The sequence below is a fragment of the Paenibacillus sp. MDMC362 genome, from assembly GCF_003269305.1.
Classification (GTDB): Bacteria; Bacillota; Bacilli; order Paenibacillales; family Paenibacillaceae; genus Paenibacillus_AQ.
This window is the reverse complement of sequence record NZ_QLYT01000028.1, coordinates 40,518-55,565: the sequence shown is the minus strand read 5'-3', so window position 1 is coordinate 55,565 and position 15,048 is coordinate 40,518. Positions and strand designations below refer to the sequence as shown.

17 protein-coding genes are annotated in these 15,048 nt (G+C 47.8%); 1 reads left to right on the top strand and 16 read right to left on the bottom strand.

The genetic code is table 11. From position 1 onward, the window contains the following. Positions 1-104 precede the first annotated feature (104 nt). From DP091_RS14905 to DP091_RS14885, 5 genes are all read right to left on the bottom strand, one after another. A complete protein-coding gene (locus DP091_RS14905; RefSeq protein WP_113059036.1) occupies positions 105-1,193 on the bottom strand; it encodes a Gfo/Idh/MocA family protein in 1,089 nt (362 codons plus the stop codon). Between the two features lie 14 nt (positions 1,194-1,207). Further along, positions 1,208-2,155 (bottom strand): AraC family transcriptional regulator, encoded by a 948-nt coding sequence (locus tag DP091_RS14900; RefSeq protein WP_113059035.1) that lies wholly within the window; start codon positions 2,153-2,155, stop codon positions 1,208-1,210. Between the two features lie 30 nt (positions 2,156-2,185). Then, on the bottom strand, positions 2,186-3,187 hold the full coding sequence (locus DP091_RS14895; protein ID WP_113059034.1) for a Gfo/Idh/MocA family protein: 1,002 nt from the start codon (positions 3,185-3,187) through the stop codon (positions 2,186-2,188). Positions 3,188-3,345: 158 nt separating this feature from the next. Further along, positions 3,346-3,870, bottom strand: coding sequence for a YfiT family bacillithiol transferase (locus DP091_RS14890; protein WP_113059033.1), 525 nt, complete (start codon positions 3,868-3,870; stop codon positions 3,346-3,348). 60 nt (positions 3,871-3,930) lie between these two features. After that, positions 3,931-4,911: an aldo/keto reductase gene (locus tag DP091_RS14885; RefSeq protein ID WP_113059032.1), complete on the bottom strand. Its 981-nt coding sequence runs from the start codon at positions 4,909-4,911 to the stop codon at positions 3,931-3,933. Positions 4,912-5,024: 113 nt separating this feature from the next. Between DP091_RS14885 and pdxR the strand changes: the two genes are divergently transcribed. Further along, positions 5,025-6,449, top strand: a complete 1,425-nt coding sequence (pdxR, locus tag DP091_RS14880; RefSeq protein WP_113059031.1) for a MocR-like pyridoxine biosynthesis transcription factor PdxR — start codon at positions 5,025-5,027, stop codon at positions 6,447-6,449. Positions 6,450-6,566: 117 nt separating this feature from the next. Here pdxR and DP091_RS14875 read toward each other — a convergent pair whose 3' ends face one another. The 11 genes from DP091_RS14875 to DP091_RS14820 form a co-directional block, all read right to left on the bottom strand. After that, a complete protein-coding gene (locus DP091_RS14875) occupies positions 6,567-7,469 on the bottom strand; it encodes a hypothetical protein (RefSeq protein WP_258394531.1) in 903 nt (300 codons plus the stop codon). Next, positions 7,447-7,836, bottom strand: a complete 390-nt coding sequence (locus DP091_RS14870; protein ID WP_113059029.1) for a glyoxalase superfamily protein — start codon at positions 7,834-7,836, stop codon at positions 7,447-7,449. The genes DP091_RS14875 and DP091_RS14870 overlap by 23 nt, the downstream gene beginning before the upstream one ends. A gap of 175 nt (positions 7,837-8,011) precedes the next feature. Then, a complete protein-coding gene (locus tag DP091_RS14865; RefSeq protein ID WP_113059028.1) occupies positions 8,012-8,647 on the bottom strand; it encodes a DedA family protein in 636 nt (211 codons plus the stop codon). A gap of 17 nt (positions 8,648-8,664) precedes the next feature. Further along, positions 8,665-9,906, bottom strand: coding sequence for an MGDG synthase family glycosyltransferase (locus DP091_RS14860; protein ID WP_113059027.1), 1,242 nt, complete (start codon positions 9,904-9,906; stop codon positions 8,665-8,667). A 22-nt stretch (positions 9,907-9,928) separates the two neighbouring features. Then, complete coding sequence (locus tag DP091_RS14855) at positions 9,929-10,465, bottom strand: phosphatase PAP2 family protein (RefSeq protein ID WP_071218639.1); 537 nt, start codon at positions 10,463-10,465, stop codon at positions 9,929-9,931. Next, positions 10,465-11,082: a YqaA family protein gene (locus tag DP091_RS14850; RefSeq protein WP_113059026.1), complete on the bottom strand. Its 618-nt coding sequence runs from the start codon at positions 11,080-11,082 to the stop codon at positions 10,465-10,467. Before DP091_RS14850 ends, DP091_RS14855 begins: the two co-directional genes overlap by 1 nt. Before the next feature lie 331 nt (positions 11,083-11,413). Further along, on the bottom strand, positions 11,414-12,061 hold the full coding sequence (locus tag DP091_RS14845; protein ID WP_113059025.1) for an HAD family hydrolase: 648 nt from the start codon (positions 12,059-12,061) through the stop codon (positions 11,414-11,416). Positions 12,062-12,203: 142 nt separating this feature from the next. Next, entirely contained in the window at positions 12,204-12,902 is a 699-nt protein-coding gene (locus DP091_RS14835; RefSeq protein WP_113059024.1) for a YjjG family noncanonical pyrimidine nucleotidase, read from the bottom strand. Between the two features lie 115 nt (positions 12,903-13,017). Next, positions 13,018-13,602, bottom strand: coding sequence for a GNAT family N-acetyltransferase (locus tag DP091_RS14830; protein WP_258394526.1), 585 nt, complete (start codon positions 13,600-13,602; stop codon positions 13,018-13,020). A 166-nt stretch (positions 13,603-13,768) separates the two neighbouring features. After that, positions 13,769-14,248 (bottom strand): GNAT family N-acetyltransferase, encoded by a 480-nt coding sequence (locus DP091_RS14825; protein WP_113059023.1) that lies wholly within the window; start codon positions 14,246-14,248, stop codon positions 13,769-13,771. Between the two features lie 15 nt (positions 14,249-14,263). Further along, positions 14,264-14,986, bottom strand: coding sequence for a class I SAM-dependent DNA methyltransferase (locus tag DP091_RS14820; protein ID WP_113059022.1), 723 nt, complete (start codon positions 14,984-14,986; stop codon positions 14,264-14,266). Positions 14,987-15,048: the final 62 nt, after the last annotated feature.

The window sequence follows — 15,048 nt, the reverse complement described above, 5'->3', positions numbered from 1 at the left end:
AAAATGAGTCCGGTACAGTACCGAACTCATTTTGAGAAAGCTGCCTAATGAAATAATCGTGTCTAACTTTTGGGGGTCACTTCATAAGCGCGGCTTTCTCATCATCAATCCAAGTCCGGAATATGAATTTCAACCTCTTTTTTGCTCTGGGAAGAACGCAAAATGCCGTCCAGAATCGCTTGATTCCGAAGCACCTGCTCTCCCGGGATCGGCGCCGGCTTGCCTTCGCGCACAGCGCTTACGAAATCCTTGATTTTCTCCTGAAATACGTTAAGCTCATGTTGGACCAGCGGTATGGCGCTTTCGGTATGATGACCTTGGATATCATGGAACATGGAGATTGATCCTACCTTCCCGTCCCACACACCGCTCCAAGGGCCTGAACCTGCCGGGGTAATCTTCATGCCCGCATCCGTGCCTAGGAACATCGTCGCCCCCAGGGTATCCATATGCATAGCCCATGACGTTTTGAAGTTAAGCACAAGGTCTCCTTCGAATCGAATCATCGCTACGCCGAAATCCTCAACATTAAACGCGCCGGATTCGGAGTGGTATTTGGGGTTTGTTCCAAAATAATTCGATGTATACGCGGATACCGTTAACGGCTTGGGATATCCAAGCGCGTTCAGGGCCATGTCCAAGGAATAACAGCCAATGTCCGCCATGGCGCCTGCCCCTGAAATCTCCTGCCGGATAAACGTGCCACCCGGCATTCCACGACGGCGACCGCCTCCGGTTTCCACATAATACACTTTTCCAAGCTCGCCCTTATGAATCAAATTCTTAATGATGCCCATATTCGGATCATAACGCGGCTGGAAGCCCACATTGAGCATATTCCCGGTCTTCTTCGAAATCTGAACCATCTCGATGGCTTCATCCAACGTGACCGACATCGGTTTCTCGAGCATTACGTGTTTGCCCGCTGACAGTGCATCAACCGTGGTGCTGTAATGCGCAACGTTTGGCGTACAGATGCTCACGCCATCCAGGTCGAGATCCAACAATCTTCGGTGATCATCAAATCCGATCGCTCCCTGAAGTCCCCAGCGCTCAATAAATTGATCGGCTCTGCCGGGTAAAATATCAGCTACAGCGACAATCTGCACATCGTCAATTTGTTTATAATATTTTGCATGCTCCCCCGCAATGCCGCCGCTTCCAATAATTCCAATTCGAATGGTTTTGCTCATGGCTGATACTCCCCCTACAATTTCACATTCATTGCCCGATATGTTGATGGCGTATATCCATATCTCTTTCGAAATACGGTATGCAAATAACTTCCGCTTGAGAAGCCTTCGTGTATTGCGATTTTATCAATTGACCAGTTGGTATCGATCAGCTTCCTGCAGACGGCTTCAAGGCGGACATGCTCCAGTATTTCGCTGAAGGACTGCCCTTCCGCTTGCTCCTTGAATATTCGCTGCAGCTGTCTTGAGCTGATATGCAGCTTCTCCGCGACGTCATCCAATACCACCTCTCCCGAAGAGTTCGCATGGATATACTCCAGTGCCAATTGATAGCGGTAAGCCTTCATGTCCCGTGAAGGCAGTTCCGCTTCCGATGGCTCGGATTCATATGCGCGTACAGCGCGCAGCAGTATCTGGATAATGCACTGCTTAATCGTTGTATACAGACCCGAATACTTCTCTTGAGAAGCCTGATAAGCCTCAAGGAAATAAGGCATCGCACGATGGATATCCATCGTTGGCTTCAGCGGTAATCCCCTCAGCTTCTCCATACAGTCATCGGCTTCCGCCATTTCCCATGGATCCGAAGCATGCAGGGCCGGACTCTCATGATCGGAAACCTCATCGAGTGGGATAATGTCCACGTGCAGACATAATTCGTCCATCGGCTCCGCTGCATCCGCCTCCTGATAATGAAGCACATTCGGACCCGTTAGATAGAACATGCCTTCCCGCAGCGCATAAGGCTCTTCTTCCATAATAACGGTCCCCTTGCCGCGGGGTATGAAATGAAATTCATACTCCGCATGCTTGTGGAAGGAGACAATCTTTCCAGGCGGAAAGGTGGTGTGATGAAACCGAAGAACACGGATCTCATAACGTCCCCAATAGACCCTCAGGTCAAGTCGCTCCAAGGCATCCTGCCGATCTTTCATCAATTCGTATGGAAAATGGTTATTCATCCTGATGCATCATCCCTGTATCTTATGCTCTTATGCTTGGAGTTCATCCAAACGAATGGCGCGATGCTCTTTGGCCGAACGGTTGGATGCTTCCATCAGTTTGGTTAATTCAACCGCATATGCGATATTTTCTTCTGCAATGGTATCTTCTTGAATATGGGAAATCCATTGTTCAAATGCACTTGCACGATTCGCCGGTACCGGCAGTTGGGCCCAAGCATCCTTGTACTCTTCTTTTTTCGTTGAACGAATCAGAAGTTTGGCGTCAGGCGTTCCGTACAGAATCGTTCCGTCCGTACCATGAATTTCAATCGTAAATGGCGAGAAGCTGTTTACAAATCCGGCTTCAACCACACCGACAGCTCCCGTAGCCGTAGAAAGCGTAGCAACGGCGTTGTCTTCCACCTCTTTACCCGTGATGTATCCGAAATTCGCATGGACATCAACCGCTTCTTCACCGAGGAACAAGCGTGTCAAATACATCGGATGGCAACCCAGATCGATTAATGCGCCTCCGCGGCACTCCTCCAGGCTGTAGAAATGCTCAGGCAGCCAACCGGCAGTCGCGCCATTATGAGACAAGCGTACACGAACAAGTGTTACGGTGCCGAGCAGCTCTTGCTGCAATACCTCGCGGATCGCCAAGGTATAGCCGTCATTCAGCCGCGGTAGCGATACCGTAAATTTGACCTGGTGCTCATTCACGGCATTGATGATATCGTTGACCTCTTGCAGGGTGGCCGCAATTACTTTTTCCGTGAATATGTGTTTGCCTGCCGCCGCAGCTTTCAACATGACTTCTCTATGCATGGACGTCGGAGCATCCACGATCACAGCATCGATATCGTCACTTTGCAGCATGTCGTCCAGGGACTCATAAAAAGGCACGCCTTGCTTCTCTGCAGCTTCTCTTCCACGCTCCGGGTTCTCATCCCATACCGCTACGATTTGAGCATCCGGATGCTCCTGCGCCTGTTTCGTATAATCCCACGCGTGTACATGCCAATAACTAATTTTTCCGATTCTAATCATTCTCGTCACCTCAGTATCTAATATTAAGACATCATGCCATTAATCTATCACACGAACCGCCCGATTCACAGTGTAAAATTGCGACAACCAAGTTAGATATCACGACATGACGACAAACAAAAACTCCGCCAGTTGACGGAGCAGAATCATCTGATAAATCAAAGTTTCAAGCGTTCTCTTGCAGTTGTGATATGTGCAGTATGATGTTTACCGTGCCAGGCGTACATGCCCGTTGCGTATTCCAGGCTCGTTTTTCGCTGGTTCTCGGGGTGATAGAACGTTCTGGGATAGTCCTCGGTATTCATGATGTTTAATAAAGCGACCCATCTGGCGTGTATGCCATCAATCAAAACGAGTGAAGCATCAACATCCGCCGTCATTGAATCCTCAAGGGCTGCCCACTTCTGCTCGTCATAAGGCTTAATCGTTGGGTTGTCTTCCGTCAAAGCAAGTTTGAACCGGATATAGCTGTTCATATGACTGTCTGCCAGATGGTGAACGACCTGTCGGATGCTCCAGCCTCCATCTCGATATGATAAATCCAGCTGTTCTTGGCTTAGCCCCTGCACGGCAGCCCTCAGTTTCTCCGGCAGGCTCTTAATCTCTTGAATCCAGAGCTCCCTCTGTTCAGGCGTCGATGGCCCTTCCCATTCAAATTGTCCTATCGGGTATCTCAAGTCCATGTTCCCTCACTCCTTGACCATCATTTTTTGAATCATTCGTATAGTAATGATAATAGCATTTTACAACGAGCCCATTATATCTTCAATTTCGTTTATTTGACCGTCCGATAGTGGTCCGAAAAGAGCGGCCCCAGTCAATTCCTCCACTTGCTTCCTCGTTTTAAAACCCGGAATCGGGATCGCGACGTGGCTTCTCCCCCAAATCCATGCCAGCGCCCCTTGCACCAAAGTCCGATCTTCACTGGTTAAAATCTCTCGAACCGCCTCAAGTTTAGCCAGAAACGATGGTACCGGTTTACCATCCTTGAAATAGGAAACCCAATCGTGACCGCTCCCCCTTACATCTTGATCACTGAACCTGGAGTCATGGTTGAATTTCCCGCTTAAGAGCCCCATAGCCAAAGGTGTATTATTGATGCTTGCTAAACCGTAACGCTCACAGAGGGCAAGCATCTCCTTGTCGTCACTGAGAACATTCAGCACATGTTGAATTGCCGCGGCTTCCGATTTTCGAGCAAACCATTCTGCATTGGCCACATCCCATGTACTCCAGCCATATGTTCGGATCAGCCCATCTTGACGAAGACCGTTCAAGGTATCAATCACCGACTCCACCTCGCCAAGACTTAATCCGCCTACATGAATTTGATAGACATCGATATAATCAGTATCCAAGCGTTGAAGTGATCGCTCGCAAGCGCTGCGGACATAATTCGCTGAAACATTGTGACGAGTGAAAACCTCCTTTGTTGACTCATCATACGTAAAACCGAATTTGGTGGCAATCACCGCATCCTGCCGCCTTCCCTTTAACGCTTGGCCCAGGACCCGTTCACTATGGCCCGTTCCGTATACATCTGCAGTATCAAAAAAGTTAACGCCCCGTTCCAACGCAGCGTGAATCCCCGCTATGGATTCGCGTTCATTCACCTCTCCCCATCCATCCGCCAAGCCGTCCAATGTAAATTTCCCGCCTATGGCCCAGCAGCCCAGACCGAGCGGACTTACCGATATTTGCGATCTGCCTAACATTCGTTTCATTGTTATATTTCCTCCCTTTTCGAATCAGTTCGTCATCATTATAATAAGGAGAATGGTCTCTGATGAGATCCAATGATAACGAATTTGGAGGAACCAATTAGAGGAGGGATACGGTGTACGGCATTCAGATCGATCGTGAATCTAAACTGACGGTAACCCGTCAGATATGTCAGCAGCTGCGAAGGATCATCGAATCGGGACAACTGACAGCCGGAACTCGTCTGCTTCCTACGCGCGTTCTGGCAAAAGAATGGGGGATTGCGCGCAATGTCGTCATTGAGGTATATGAGCAGCTGACGGCTGAAGGATATCTGGAAGGGCGTGTAGGCTCCGGCACCTATGTAGCGGAAGGTATCATCCCTACCCCCAATTCGCGTACCGCTCCACCTTCGAGCAAGCAGCCGATCCAGAGGCGGATAACCACTAGGCATGACGTCATTGATTTTGCCACGGGCGTTCCCGATCGGAACATGTTCCCACGAAACATCTGGGCCAAGTATTTGAAAGAAGCCTCTGAATCTTCCGAATATGAAGACCATGACTACGGTCAAGTCAAAGGGGATTCGACTCTGCGCTCTGCCATCTGCGACTATGTATTCCGGGCTAAAGGCATCCAATGCTCACCCGAACAGATTGTGATTGTGTCCGGTGCCACTGAAGGGTTCCTTCTCCTTGCCAAATCGTTGTCTTCCAAGTTTCATTCCATCTATATCGAAGACCCGACAATCGATATTACCCGGGATATTTTTCAGACGATGAACTATAATCTTGTTCCGGTCGAGGTTGATCATAGCGGAATGCGCGTCGACGCCTTGTCGAGTATCGCTCCAGGGCATCTGGTTTTATTAACGCCATCACATCAGTTTCCAACCGGCAGCGTATTATCCATTCAGCGCAGGCATCAGATCATTGGGATGCTGGAGGAAGCCGACTCTTTCGCTATCGAGGATGATTATGACAGCGAGTTCCGCCTTCGAGGGATCCCTGTGCCTCCTCTACAGACGCTGTCGCCTTCAAGGGTTATCTATGTGGGAACATTCAGCAAAACGCTGTCGCCCAGCCTTCGGATCGGATTTATGATCGTACCACCGAGTCTAACCGATGCCATTGCCGAAATGAAAGATAAACTGAATTTACATACTCCGTTCATCATTCAAAAAGCATTGAGCCAATTCATGTTGGACGGGTATCTGGAACGGCATATCCATACGATGAAGAAAATGTACAAGAAACGGCGGAATATCATGACGGAGCAGCTCCAGCACTTATTCGGAGCAGATATTTCCATTCTCGGCGATGATGCGGGAATGCATCTTCAGATAATATTCCATCCACAGCCATATGCCCTTCTTCCATGGAACGACACGGCATCTTACGGGTTCCGTGTTGAGCCTGTATCGAATTACAGGATCTCATCCTCCAGCCCCTTCCGTTCAACCGGTATCGTGTTAGGATATGGGAACCTGTCATCCGAAGAAATCGAGGAAGGATTACGCCGACTTTACTTGTTTGCTTCCTCTTGCAAGATACTCACTTGAATATTGACATGATATGGATTTTATATGGATTCATGCTTTCACCAACTATATAAAACAAAAATGGCTCGTCCGCTGTATGGGATCCGAGCCATTTCTGTTATATCCAGGGATTCGATGTCAAACTCCCTCAATCCGTTCAAAATTACGCAGCGTCCGAAGTGCATTCCATGTCAGAACGCCCTTCCATTCCTCCTTGGCCAACGGCCATACCTCTTCGTACTGGTACCAGCTCCAATTGGGCTCCCAGGCACCATCTTCCCCTTGATTCCCTATAAGCTCATCCAGTTCCAGCGGAAGAAGCTCGCTGTATTTGGCAAAATAGGGCGAATCCGGCGAATCCATAATGCTGAGGGGCGTTGCTCCGTATCCCTCGCGGCTGCCAGGATCCCTGCTAATGCAATGATCCATGAAGACCTCAAGTGTTTCTCCGATCTCGGACGCCTGTTCTGTTGACAATCTTTCGTTCAAACGCAAATAACAAAACAATTCATGCATTTCATGAAGATCGCTGGATTGTTTCAGGTAGTTCACAGCATAATCAATCCTTGATTCCAAAAACTCCAAAGGGTATAACTCCCGCTCGTCGATAAAATAGGCGATAATATCCGCATTCGGATTTCCCCAATGATCTTTGAAGGCACCATACTGCCACCATATCGCCCTTGGCGACTGCTCGGCTTCCTTAGGGATGATATCCCACCCTGACCGCTCTGGCACATAGGAATGCTCGAGATACTTTAAAGCGGATGTCACCCGTTCGCTTCGCACCGGATGATCTGGATTCAACCGAAGAATCTCCAGCGCCCTGGTTGTTGCCAGAGCAGATGACTCTTTGCACCGAAGATCAGGCTCAAGTCCATGACCATATCCGCCGTCCTCGTTCTGATAGCTATCTAGCGCAGTCAACACGTCCGTAAACGACCCGTTCTCAAAATCATACCGGAACAATGACCGTTCAAGATCCCTGGCCTGGTGCAGCATATATTGCCTGGCTTGTTCAAATCGCATCCTGTTTAGCATCTTCACTGGGTTCCAACTCCTCGTAGAAAGTGATTCGGTTGCCGAATGGATCCGTGACACATAGCTCTTTGCTGTTCCATGGTGCAATCTCTATTCCGGGTCTGGAATACGGATAGTTCTGGCTTAACAGCTGTTCGTGAAACCCCTCAATCCCCGCCATCTCCACGCGAATGGCTGCTCCCGGGGAACAGTCACCGTAATGCTCCGTCAAATGAATCGTTACCGATTCCTTTGATATTTGCATGTAAAGCGGTGCCAGTTCATCAAAGCGGTGTTCCCAATCCAAAGTAAAACCAAGATAGTGAATATAGAATTCCCTTGCCTTCGGTTCATCGAACACTCTGAATAAAGGTATGACTTTGCTCATGGTCTGCCCCTAACTACACCCGTATTTTTTCTAACTCGTTATGTATGCGCTGCCGTTGACTTATTTAGAATATATCATAAATTCCGCCAGGCTCGTCCTAAATCTAAAAACCCAGCACAGATCCATGCATCCACATTGCTGGGCCATCTTTTGCAAGTATTCATTTTATTTATCATTATTCATTTCTGGTCACTTTGGCTAACTTCTTGGCCTTCTCGCGTTTTATACGACTCCACACCAGCAAAACGACAAATGAACTGGCCAGGCAAATGAAGATCACTTTCAAATAATGCTCCACCACGTTCAGAATGTACTGCCACTGCTCGCCGAATATAAAACCAATGCCGAAAAAAGCCAATACCCATGCAGCTACGCCCGTATATCCATACAGCCACACCGTCCGATAGGGAACCCGAATCATGCCGATAAAATACCCGATAAACTGCCTGACCCCGGGTATGAAAAAACAAATAATGAGCAGCTTATTTCCATATTTGTTGTAATAGACCTGCGTCTTCTCTACAAGGGACGGCTTGATAAACAGCCATTTTCCATATCGCTCGATAAGCGGCATCCCGAGTTTGTATCCCAGGATATAGGTAATGGTTAACCCCATGGCCGCTCCCATAAAAGCAGATCCAACTGCAGGAACCATATCGATAATTCCTTTATAGGTTAAGAAACCGGTATAGGTCAATGTGCTGTTTCCAGGAGGAATTGGAAGAGCAATAAAATCAAGGGGGAGCCCAATCAATAACACTAGATAACCATATTGTTCAAATAACTGCTCAACCAATTCAAACAAATTCATGGGAAAACTCCTTCATCTTACCGATAACTGTCATAGTAATGTTGCAGCGTTTCATTTACATAAACTTCCCTGTTCAGGACCTCGTAGGGCACCGGATTCACATCTTCCGACCATTCACGGGAAAACCGCTGATTCTGCTGTATATCCATCAGTCTTGTCAGGACCAGCAAAGCCGAATCTTTATGCGTGTTCAAGGCGGCCTGTCGTTTCATCTCTCGCAACAAGGACGGACTCTTAATTAATGTCAGCAGTTGTTGCTTCAATTCACCGGCCATGGCCTGCCGTGCCACGCCTATTCCAACCAGATAATCCGCATTATCCTGCTCTTGGCCTGGCAAGGGTTTTACTAACAGCATCGGCCGCTCCATCGTTAACGCCTCGGAAATCGTGAGTCCTCCCGGCTTTGTCACCATCAGGTCCGCTATCGCCATCAATTCATGCATACGATCCACGTAACCCATAACAGTGATTTGCGGATGACCTGCAAACTCCTCCAGTAGTGCTTGATATAACTTCATGTTACGGCCGCACACGACCATAAACCGAACATCCTCTGGGTATGCCCTCGATTTCAAGAGCTCGATAATTTCTTTATCGATCATCCCTTCTCCCCCACCCATGATCAACACAACCTGCTCGGATGGACGCAAGCCATAATGAGCTCGAAGCCGTCCGGGATCCATTGGCTGACTATACAGCGGATTGACGGGGATGCCGGTTACAGAAATCTTTTCGCTTGGCACGCCTTTGCGCTCCAATGCATCCTGTACCACATCGGAACCAACCATGTAATAATCCGTGTGAGCGTGTATCCAGTAGCTGTGATCCGTATGGTCCGTCATGACGGTTGCCGTCGGCACATTGGTAAAGCCCATCCCTTTCAGCAGAGACATGCCTGCTGCTGCCGGCGGAAACGTACTGACCACGATAGCCGGATTTTCCGTTTCCAGCATCGTGCTGAGCTTGTGAAGACTGAAGGTGCTGAAGCGTTTCAGCATATGGATGAGCGTGTTTTCCTCGCGTGTTTTTTGGAATAGATAGCCGTAAACGGATGGGAAATGCTTCATCCACTGCACAAAGAAAAACTGACCAGCCACATGCAGCCGTGGATGGGTTAACTCCATATAATCAATGACTTTAACGCTCAGATGAGGGTAGTTTCTTTTTGCTGATTCCACAATGGCCTTTGATGCCTGGTTGTGACCCTCTCCCAGACTTCCGGTTAATATGATGATTTTTTGCTCATATATGGATCTCATGAGTATTACTCCTTATCTAACGTTATGTGATTCCAATGACATGCATCAGGTAAACGACCAGCCATCCTGAACCCAATCCAATCAGACTGCCTGCCAGACAATCCGTCGGGTAATGATATCCCCAATAAATACGGGATAGACCGACCAGCACAGCCAGGATAAGCAGCAGTATCGTTGGCAGCGGTGATACCAGAAACAGGAGTGGCGTAATGACGGCAAAGATCGCTGTGGTATGTCCTGACGGGAAGGAATAGTCCTTCAATGGGAAATTTCCGATCTTCACCTGCTCCAGAACCCGGAATGGGCGATCTCTTCTGACGATCTTCTTGATGAGGACAACAATCAGATGGCTAACGGTTAAAGCAATGGCACTCTGATATGCCGTTATGTCCCATGCTTCAAACGCTGCCCAGGCGATGAGCAGTGCACTCAGAATCGTGAAGGTGGCTCCACCGAGATGGGTGATACCTCCGAACAACCGATCAAAAGCTCTGTTGCTGATGGTCTGGTTACACCAGACGAATACCCGATGATCGAATCTTCGCAATCGCTCTATCATTACTCTTCACCTGCCGTTACATCCATTGAATCTTTTGGACCCTGCACAACAGGGACCTCCGCACGTTTCTTCTTGCGGTTCTTGATAAGACGCACCGTCAGCCAGATCCCTCCTATGAGAGCACCTACAGACAGTAGAATGATCGTAAGTACGCCGTCCACCATATGCTCTGCAGCACGCCCGTACACGTAGAACAGGATACCTACGGTATAGAACTTCACGGCACGCCCGAGGGCTGCGTAACTGAGTAGTTTCCATAAAGGATAACTCATACAGCCGGAGAGGATGGTGAAGATTTTGAACGGAATCGGCGTAAACGCACCGACAAGAATAGCGGCTTCCCCATGCTTGGTGAACAATGTGGTGGCCGAATCGTACCATTTTTTCTTCATGATCTTGGTTAAGACCAAATTTCCGGAAACCTTGCCGATTCCATAACCAATCGGCGTTCCGATCAGGCAGCCGACAAATCCGATCGTGGCAAGCCAGATCGCACGGTCTGGACTCAATGCACTTAAAGACAATTGTGAGAAAAGAGCCGGAATCGGAAAAATAATCGCATCGATCATAGCATGAATAAATAATCCGATATCGCCTAAATTACGTAAAAAATCCATCAGGCCTTGTCTCCTCTGCTAGGCTTCCTGCATGGCAGCCCGTATGCTGTGCGATATCGTTGGTTACATTTAAAATCGAAATCATGCGTTCACATTCCTCTCCGAAATCATGTTAATGAAAGGATATCATGATTGGAGAAGGATGACTTCCGTCTTCAGACGATAATGAACCTAGACTTAGGTCTAGATACTAATAGTAGATATAATATAGTAGATATAGTATAAACGAGTTTTATGATCAATAAGTTGAGTTTATAACCATTTGGACCAAAAACAAAAAAACAGCTTAGCCGCAATGTGCGGCCAGGCTGCCAAAATCTAAGATCATGAACTATTCAAATTGACAAATTTGCGCGACCTCTCGGACCGAGTTCACCACATGATCGGCCTGCGATAAGTCCTGATTCCCCGAATTCGGGTTCACAAAGCCGATGCATTTCATGCCAGCCGCCTTCGCCGCAGCAACGCCGTGCCTTGCATCCTCAAGCACCATGCAATGCTCCGGATCCACACCGAGCAATTCAGCCGCCTTCAGATATACATCCGGCGCCGGTTTTCCCTTCTCCACTTCTTCACCGCTCACAACGCATTTAAAATGATCCAGGAGATCAAACTTACGCAAAACGGCCGAAATAAATACAGGCGGTGATGAAGATGCAATAGCCGCCGGTATGTTTCGTGCTTTAAGCTCCGCAAGGAGCTCCCGTATGCCATCAATAGGCTCCATTTCCCGCGAGGTAAGCATTTCAATTTTATTGGACAATTGGTACTCAATGATTTCCGAGACGGATTGGGTAAGCTGATGTTCATTTTTAATGGCTGCCCACATCTCCGGATTGGTCATACCTACATACTGCTCCAGCTGTTCGTGGGTTATCGCCGATCCGTAGTAGTTCATCACCTGAATATCGACTTCAAAGTGAAGCGGTTCACTGTCAATAATGACCCCATCCATGTCAAAAATAAATGCCTGTATCATGTTCAAACTCCTTTGATGAAATGTTTTTAGTTAACGCCAGATTATATCGAGTACCGTTCCCAGCACTCCGGATTTATGGCCTCTGAGGACATCGGGATCGAATACTTCGACGAAGCCGCAGCGGGTGCAGGATACAAAAAGATCACGCAAATGAAATGATATCGTGCAGCTCCATAAGGGTATGAATCTCATACTTCGGTTGAATGGCTGTCGGGTTTGCCTTGCGCAGCGGGTTATACCAGCAGGTATCGATCCCGTAACGAATACCTCCTTGTATATCGGAAGTTAATGAATCACCAACAATAAGAACCTCGCTCTTGTCGGGATGGTTCAACTTATCGAAGGCATAATCGAATATGCCTTCGTGAGGCTTTTGAGATCCAGCATCCTCCGAAACAATGATGCATTCAAAGGAATCGCATAACCGCGACCGGCTGATTCGGTTAAACTGCACTTCCTTAATTCCGTTCGTGATGATCGCCATTCGTTGACCGCGCTCGGTCAGTTGTCTGCACAGCTCCTCTGCCCCTTCCATTAGGAAGGAGCCTTGCCCTAAATATTTTATGTAAACATCGCTAAAGGCATCGGCATCCAAGGCACACGTAATGCCGTGTTCTGCCAACAAACGCTCAAATCTGGCTGTACGCAATTCACGCTGTGTAACCTTCCCCTGCTCAAAATCACTCCACAACTGCTGATTAATGCGTCTGTAGCTGTCTACGATGGCATCCGTGCACTCCTGACCAATTTCTCCAAATACGCCGGATAACGCAAAAGCCTCCGACTTGGCATAGTCGTATAAGGTTTCATCGGCATCAAATAAAATAACGTTGTAACGCACAGCTGCCCTCCTTACATGCTGCTTACTTATTCCAATCTGGATTGTTGATTTAATTCCCGAATCTTTCCAAAATGAAAATTCCTGCACCCAAAGCCAGCTGTTTCATAATACCTCCTTAACTCTCTCTTCGGAGTTTATAGAGATGATGCCGCTCCTGCTCAAGCTCAATTTCGCCCACATACTTAAACCCGCATTTTTGGATCACTTTATTGGAGGCATGATTATGAAGAACGGCTAATGCACTCAGCTCGCGCTCGCTTGTATTTTGGAACAAAAACTGGATTAATGCCCTTACAGCTTGGGTAGTATATCCCTTATTGTAATGCTGATTCGAGATTCCGTACATAATTTCTCGATTGGGCTGGGGCAGCTCCTCTTTAGGACCTGTATTGCACCAGCCGATACATTCGTCTGTTTCTTTCAAGACCATGGCTAGTCGCAGACGAAGCTGTCCCACATCCCCGCCGTTTTGAACAGCCTGCAAGAACTGCCGATTCTCCACAATTTCATAGTTGGTTAACCATTCAAGCCGCTGTTCCCTGGGTACATCCCAACCGGGCAGGAACTGTCTGATCTCCGGTTCATGCGTGATCTTAAAGATCGCATCAACATCTTCCACCATATATTCCCTGAGCAGGATGTCCTCACATTCAATTGTAAAGGGTATTTCTTGAGCAGCGATTTTTATCTTGTGATTCAAATTAGTCCTCCTCTATTGTATCGCTTATGTTCCCCCATGACGATGACATCAATTGACCGGCCCGAGTATAAATGCCATCAGGCTTACGCCAAATTGGCATTCTGAACAGCATCAAACCAATGCGCTCCCCTTGCACTCCACGACCCCGACTGTACAACTTATCCAGTCAGACCAAATCCAGCCTCATCTGAATGGTAATCATCTTACGATCATCATCTAACGTCGTAATACGGACATCGTAGGGCTCAAAACCAAGTTTATGATAAAAAACAAGCCCTCTGGAATTGGTATTATGGCAGCTAAGATCAAATCGAGTCATTCCATATTTCTCTTTGGCTATATCCATCATCGTCTGTAACAGCTTCTGCGCGGCTCCCATTCCCCTATGCGACGGAGCAACAATAACATTGCCAAGCCACAGAGATTGATCAATATCCTCATAAAAATTTGCGTAAGCCACTACCTGCCCACTAGATTCTTCAACAATAACCGTGGGATCATATCGATTTTCCAGCAAACTCAAGACTTGCTCCGGCGTCCAAGGGAACTCCGATCTGGGACTCACATAAAACAGCTCCTCCGGCGTCTGAGGAAAGCTGCATATCGTTGATAAATCCTCGTCTGCCAGCGACCTATGGATGTACATAATACAAGGTCCTCCTTACTTCACATTTCGTGCAATATACATGCCTCTTCCAATCAAACCCTCCGCATCGTGCTCTACGTGAAGGCCCGCTTCCTGGAATGCCTCGATCATCTCTTTCACGGTAAAGAGCCCCATGCGATGCTCCTCCGTATAATGCTCGATTCCATGCTCGCTGCCAAACAAATACTCCATTTTCATGATCGAAATATCGCCTTCGCGGTCCGAATGGGACATCCTGCTCATATGGATCCCGCGACGCTCGGTCACGATCGTGTCCACTCTTCCGGTTGTCCAGACATCGGGCGTAAGCCAAGGCTCGACCAGAATGACCCCATCCTCGTTCAAATGCTCCTTAAACTGCGTAAGGGTCTGCACCAACAGATCCAGCGTTTTCACATACCCGATGGAGCTGAACAGACACAGGATCACATCATATTTCCGGTCCAAGCGAAAACGGGTCATGTCGGCAACCGAATAATGACCCTCCGGATTTTTCGATCTCGCGATCGAGACGAATTCCGGATTTAAATCGATACCATCGATCGTATAGTGCTGCTTTAAGAAAAAGGCGTGTTCCGCGGTTCCACAGGCAACGTCGAGTACAGTCCGGTAATCCTTACCCTGTCTTCTAATATATTGCCGGACCTGCTGCGCCTCCTGCTCATAATCCTTAAAGCTGTAAATCACGTCATAATATTTCGACGATAAATCAAACATGGATACACCAACTTTTCGCATAATAAGTAACCTTCATGTCTTTATCTGCAGCCAAATAAGAGTTCGTAAGCTATAAAGACCCC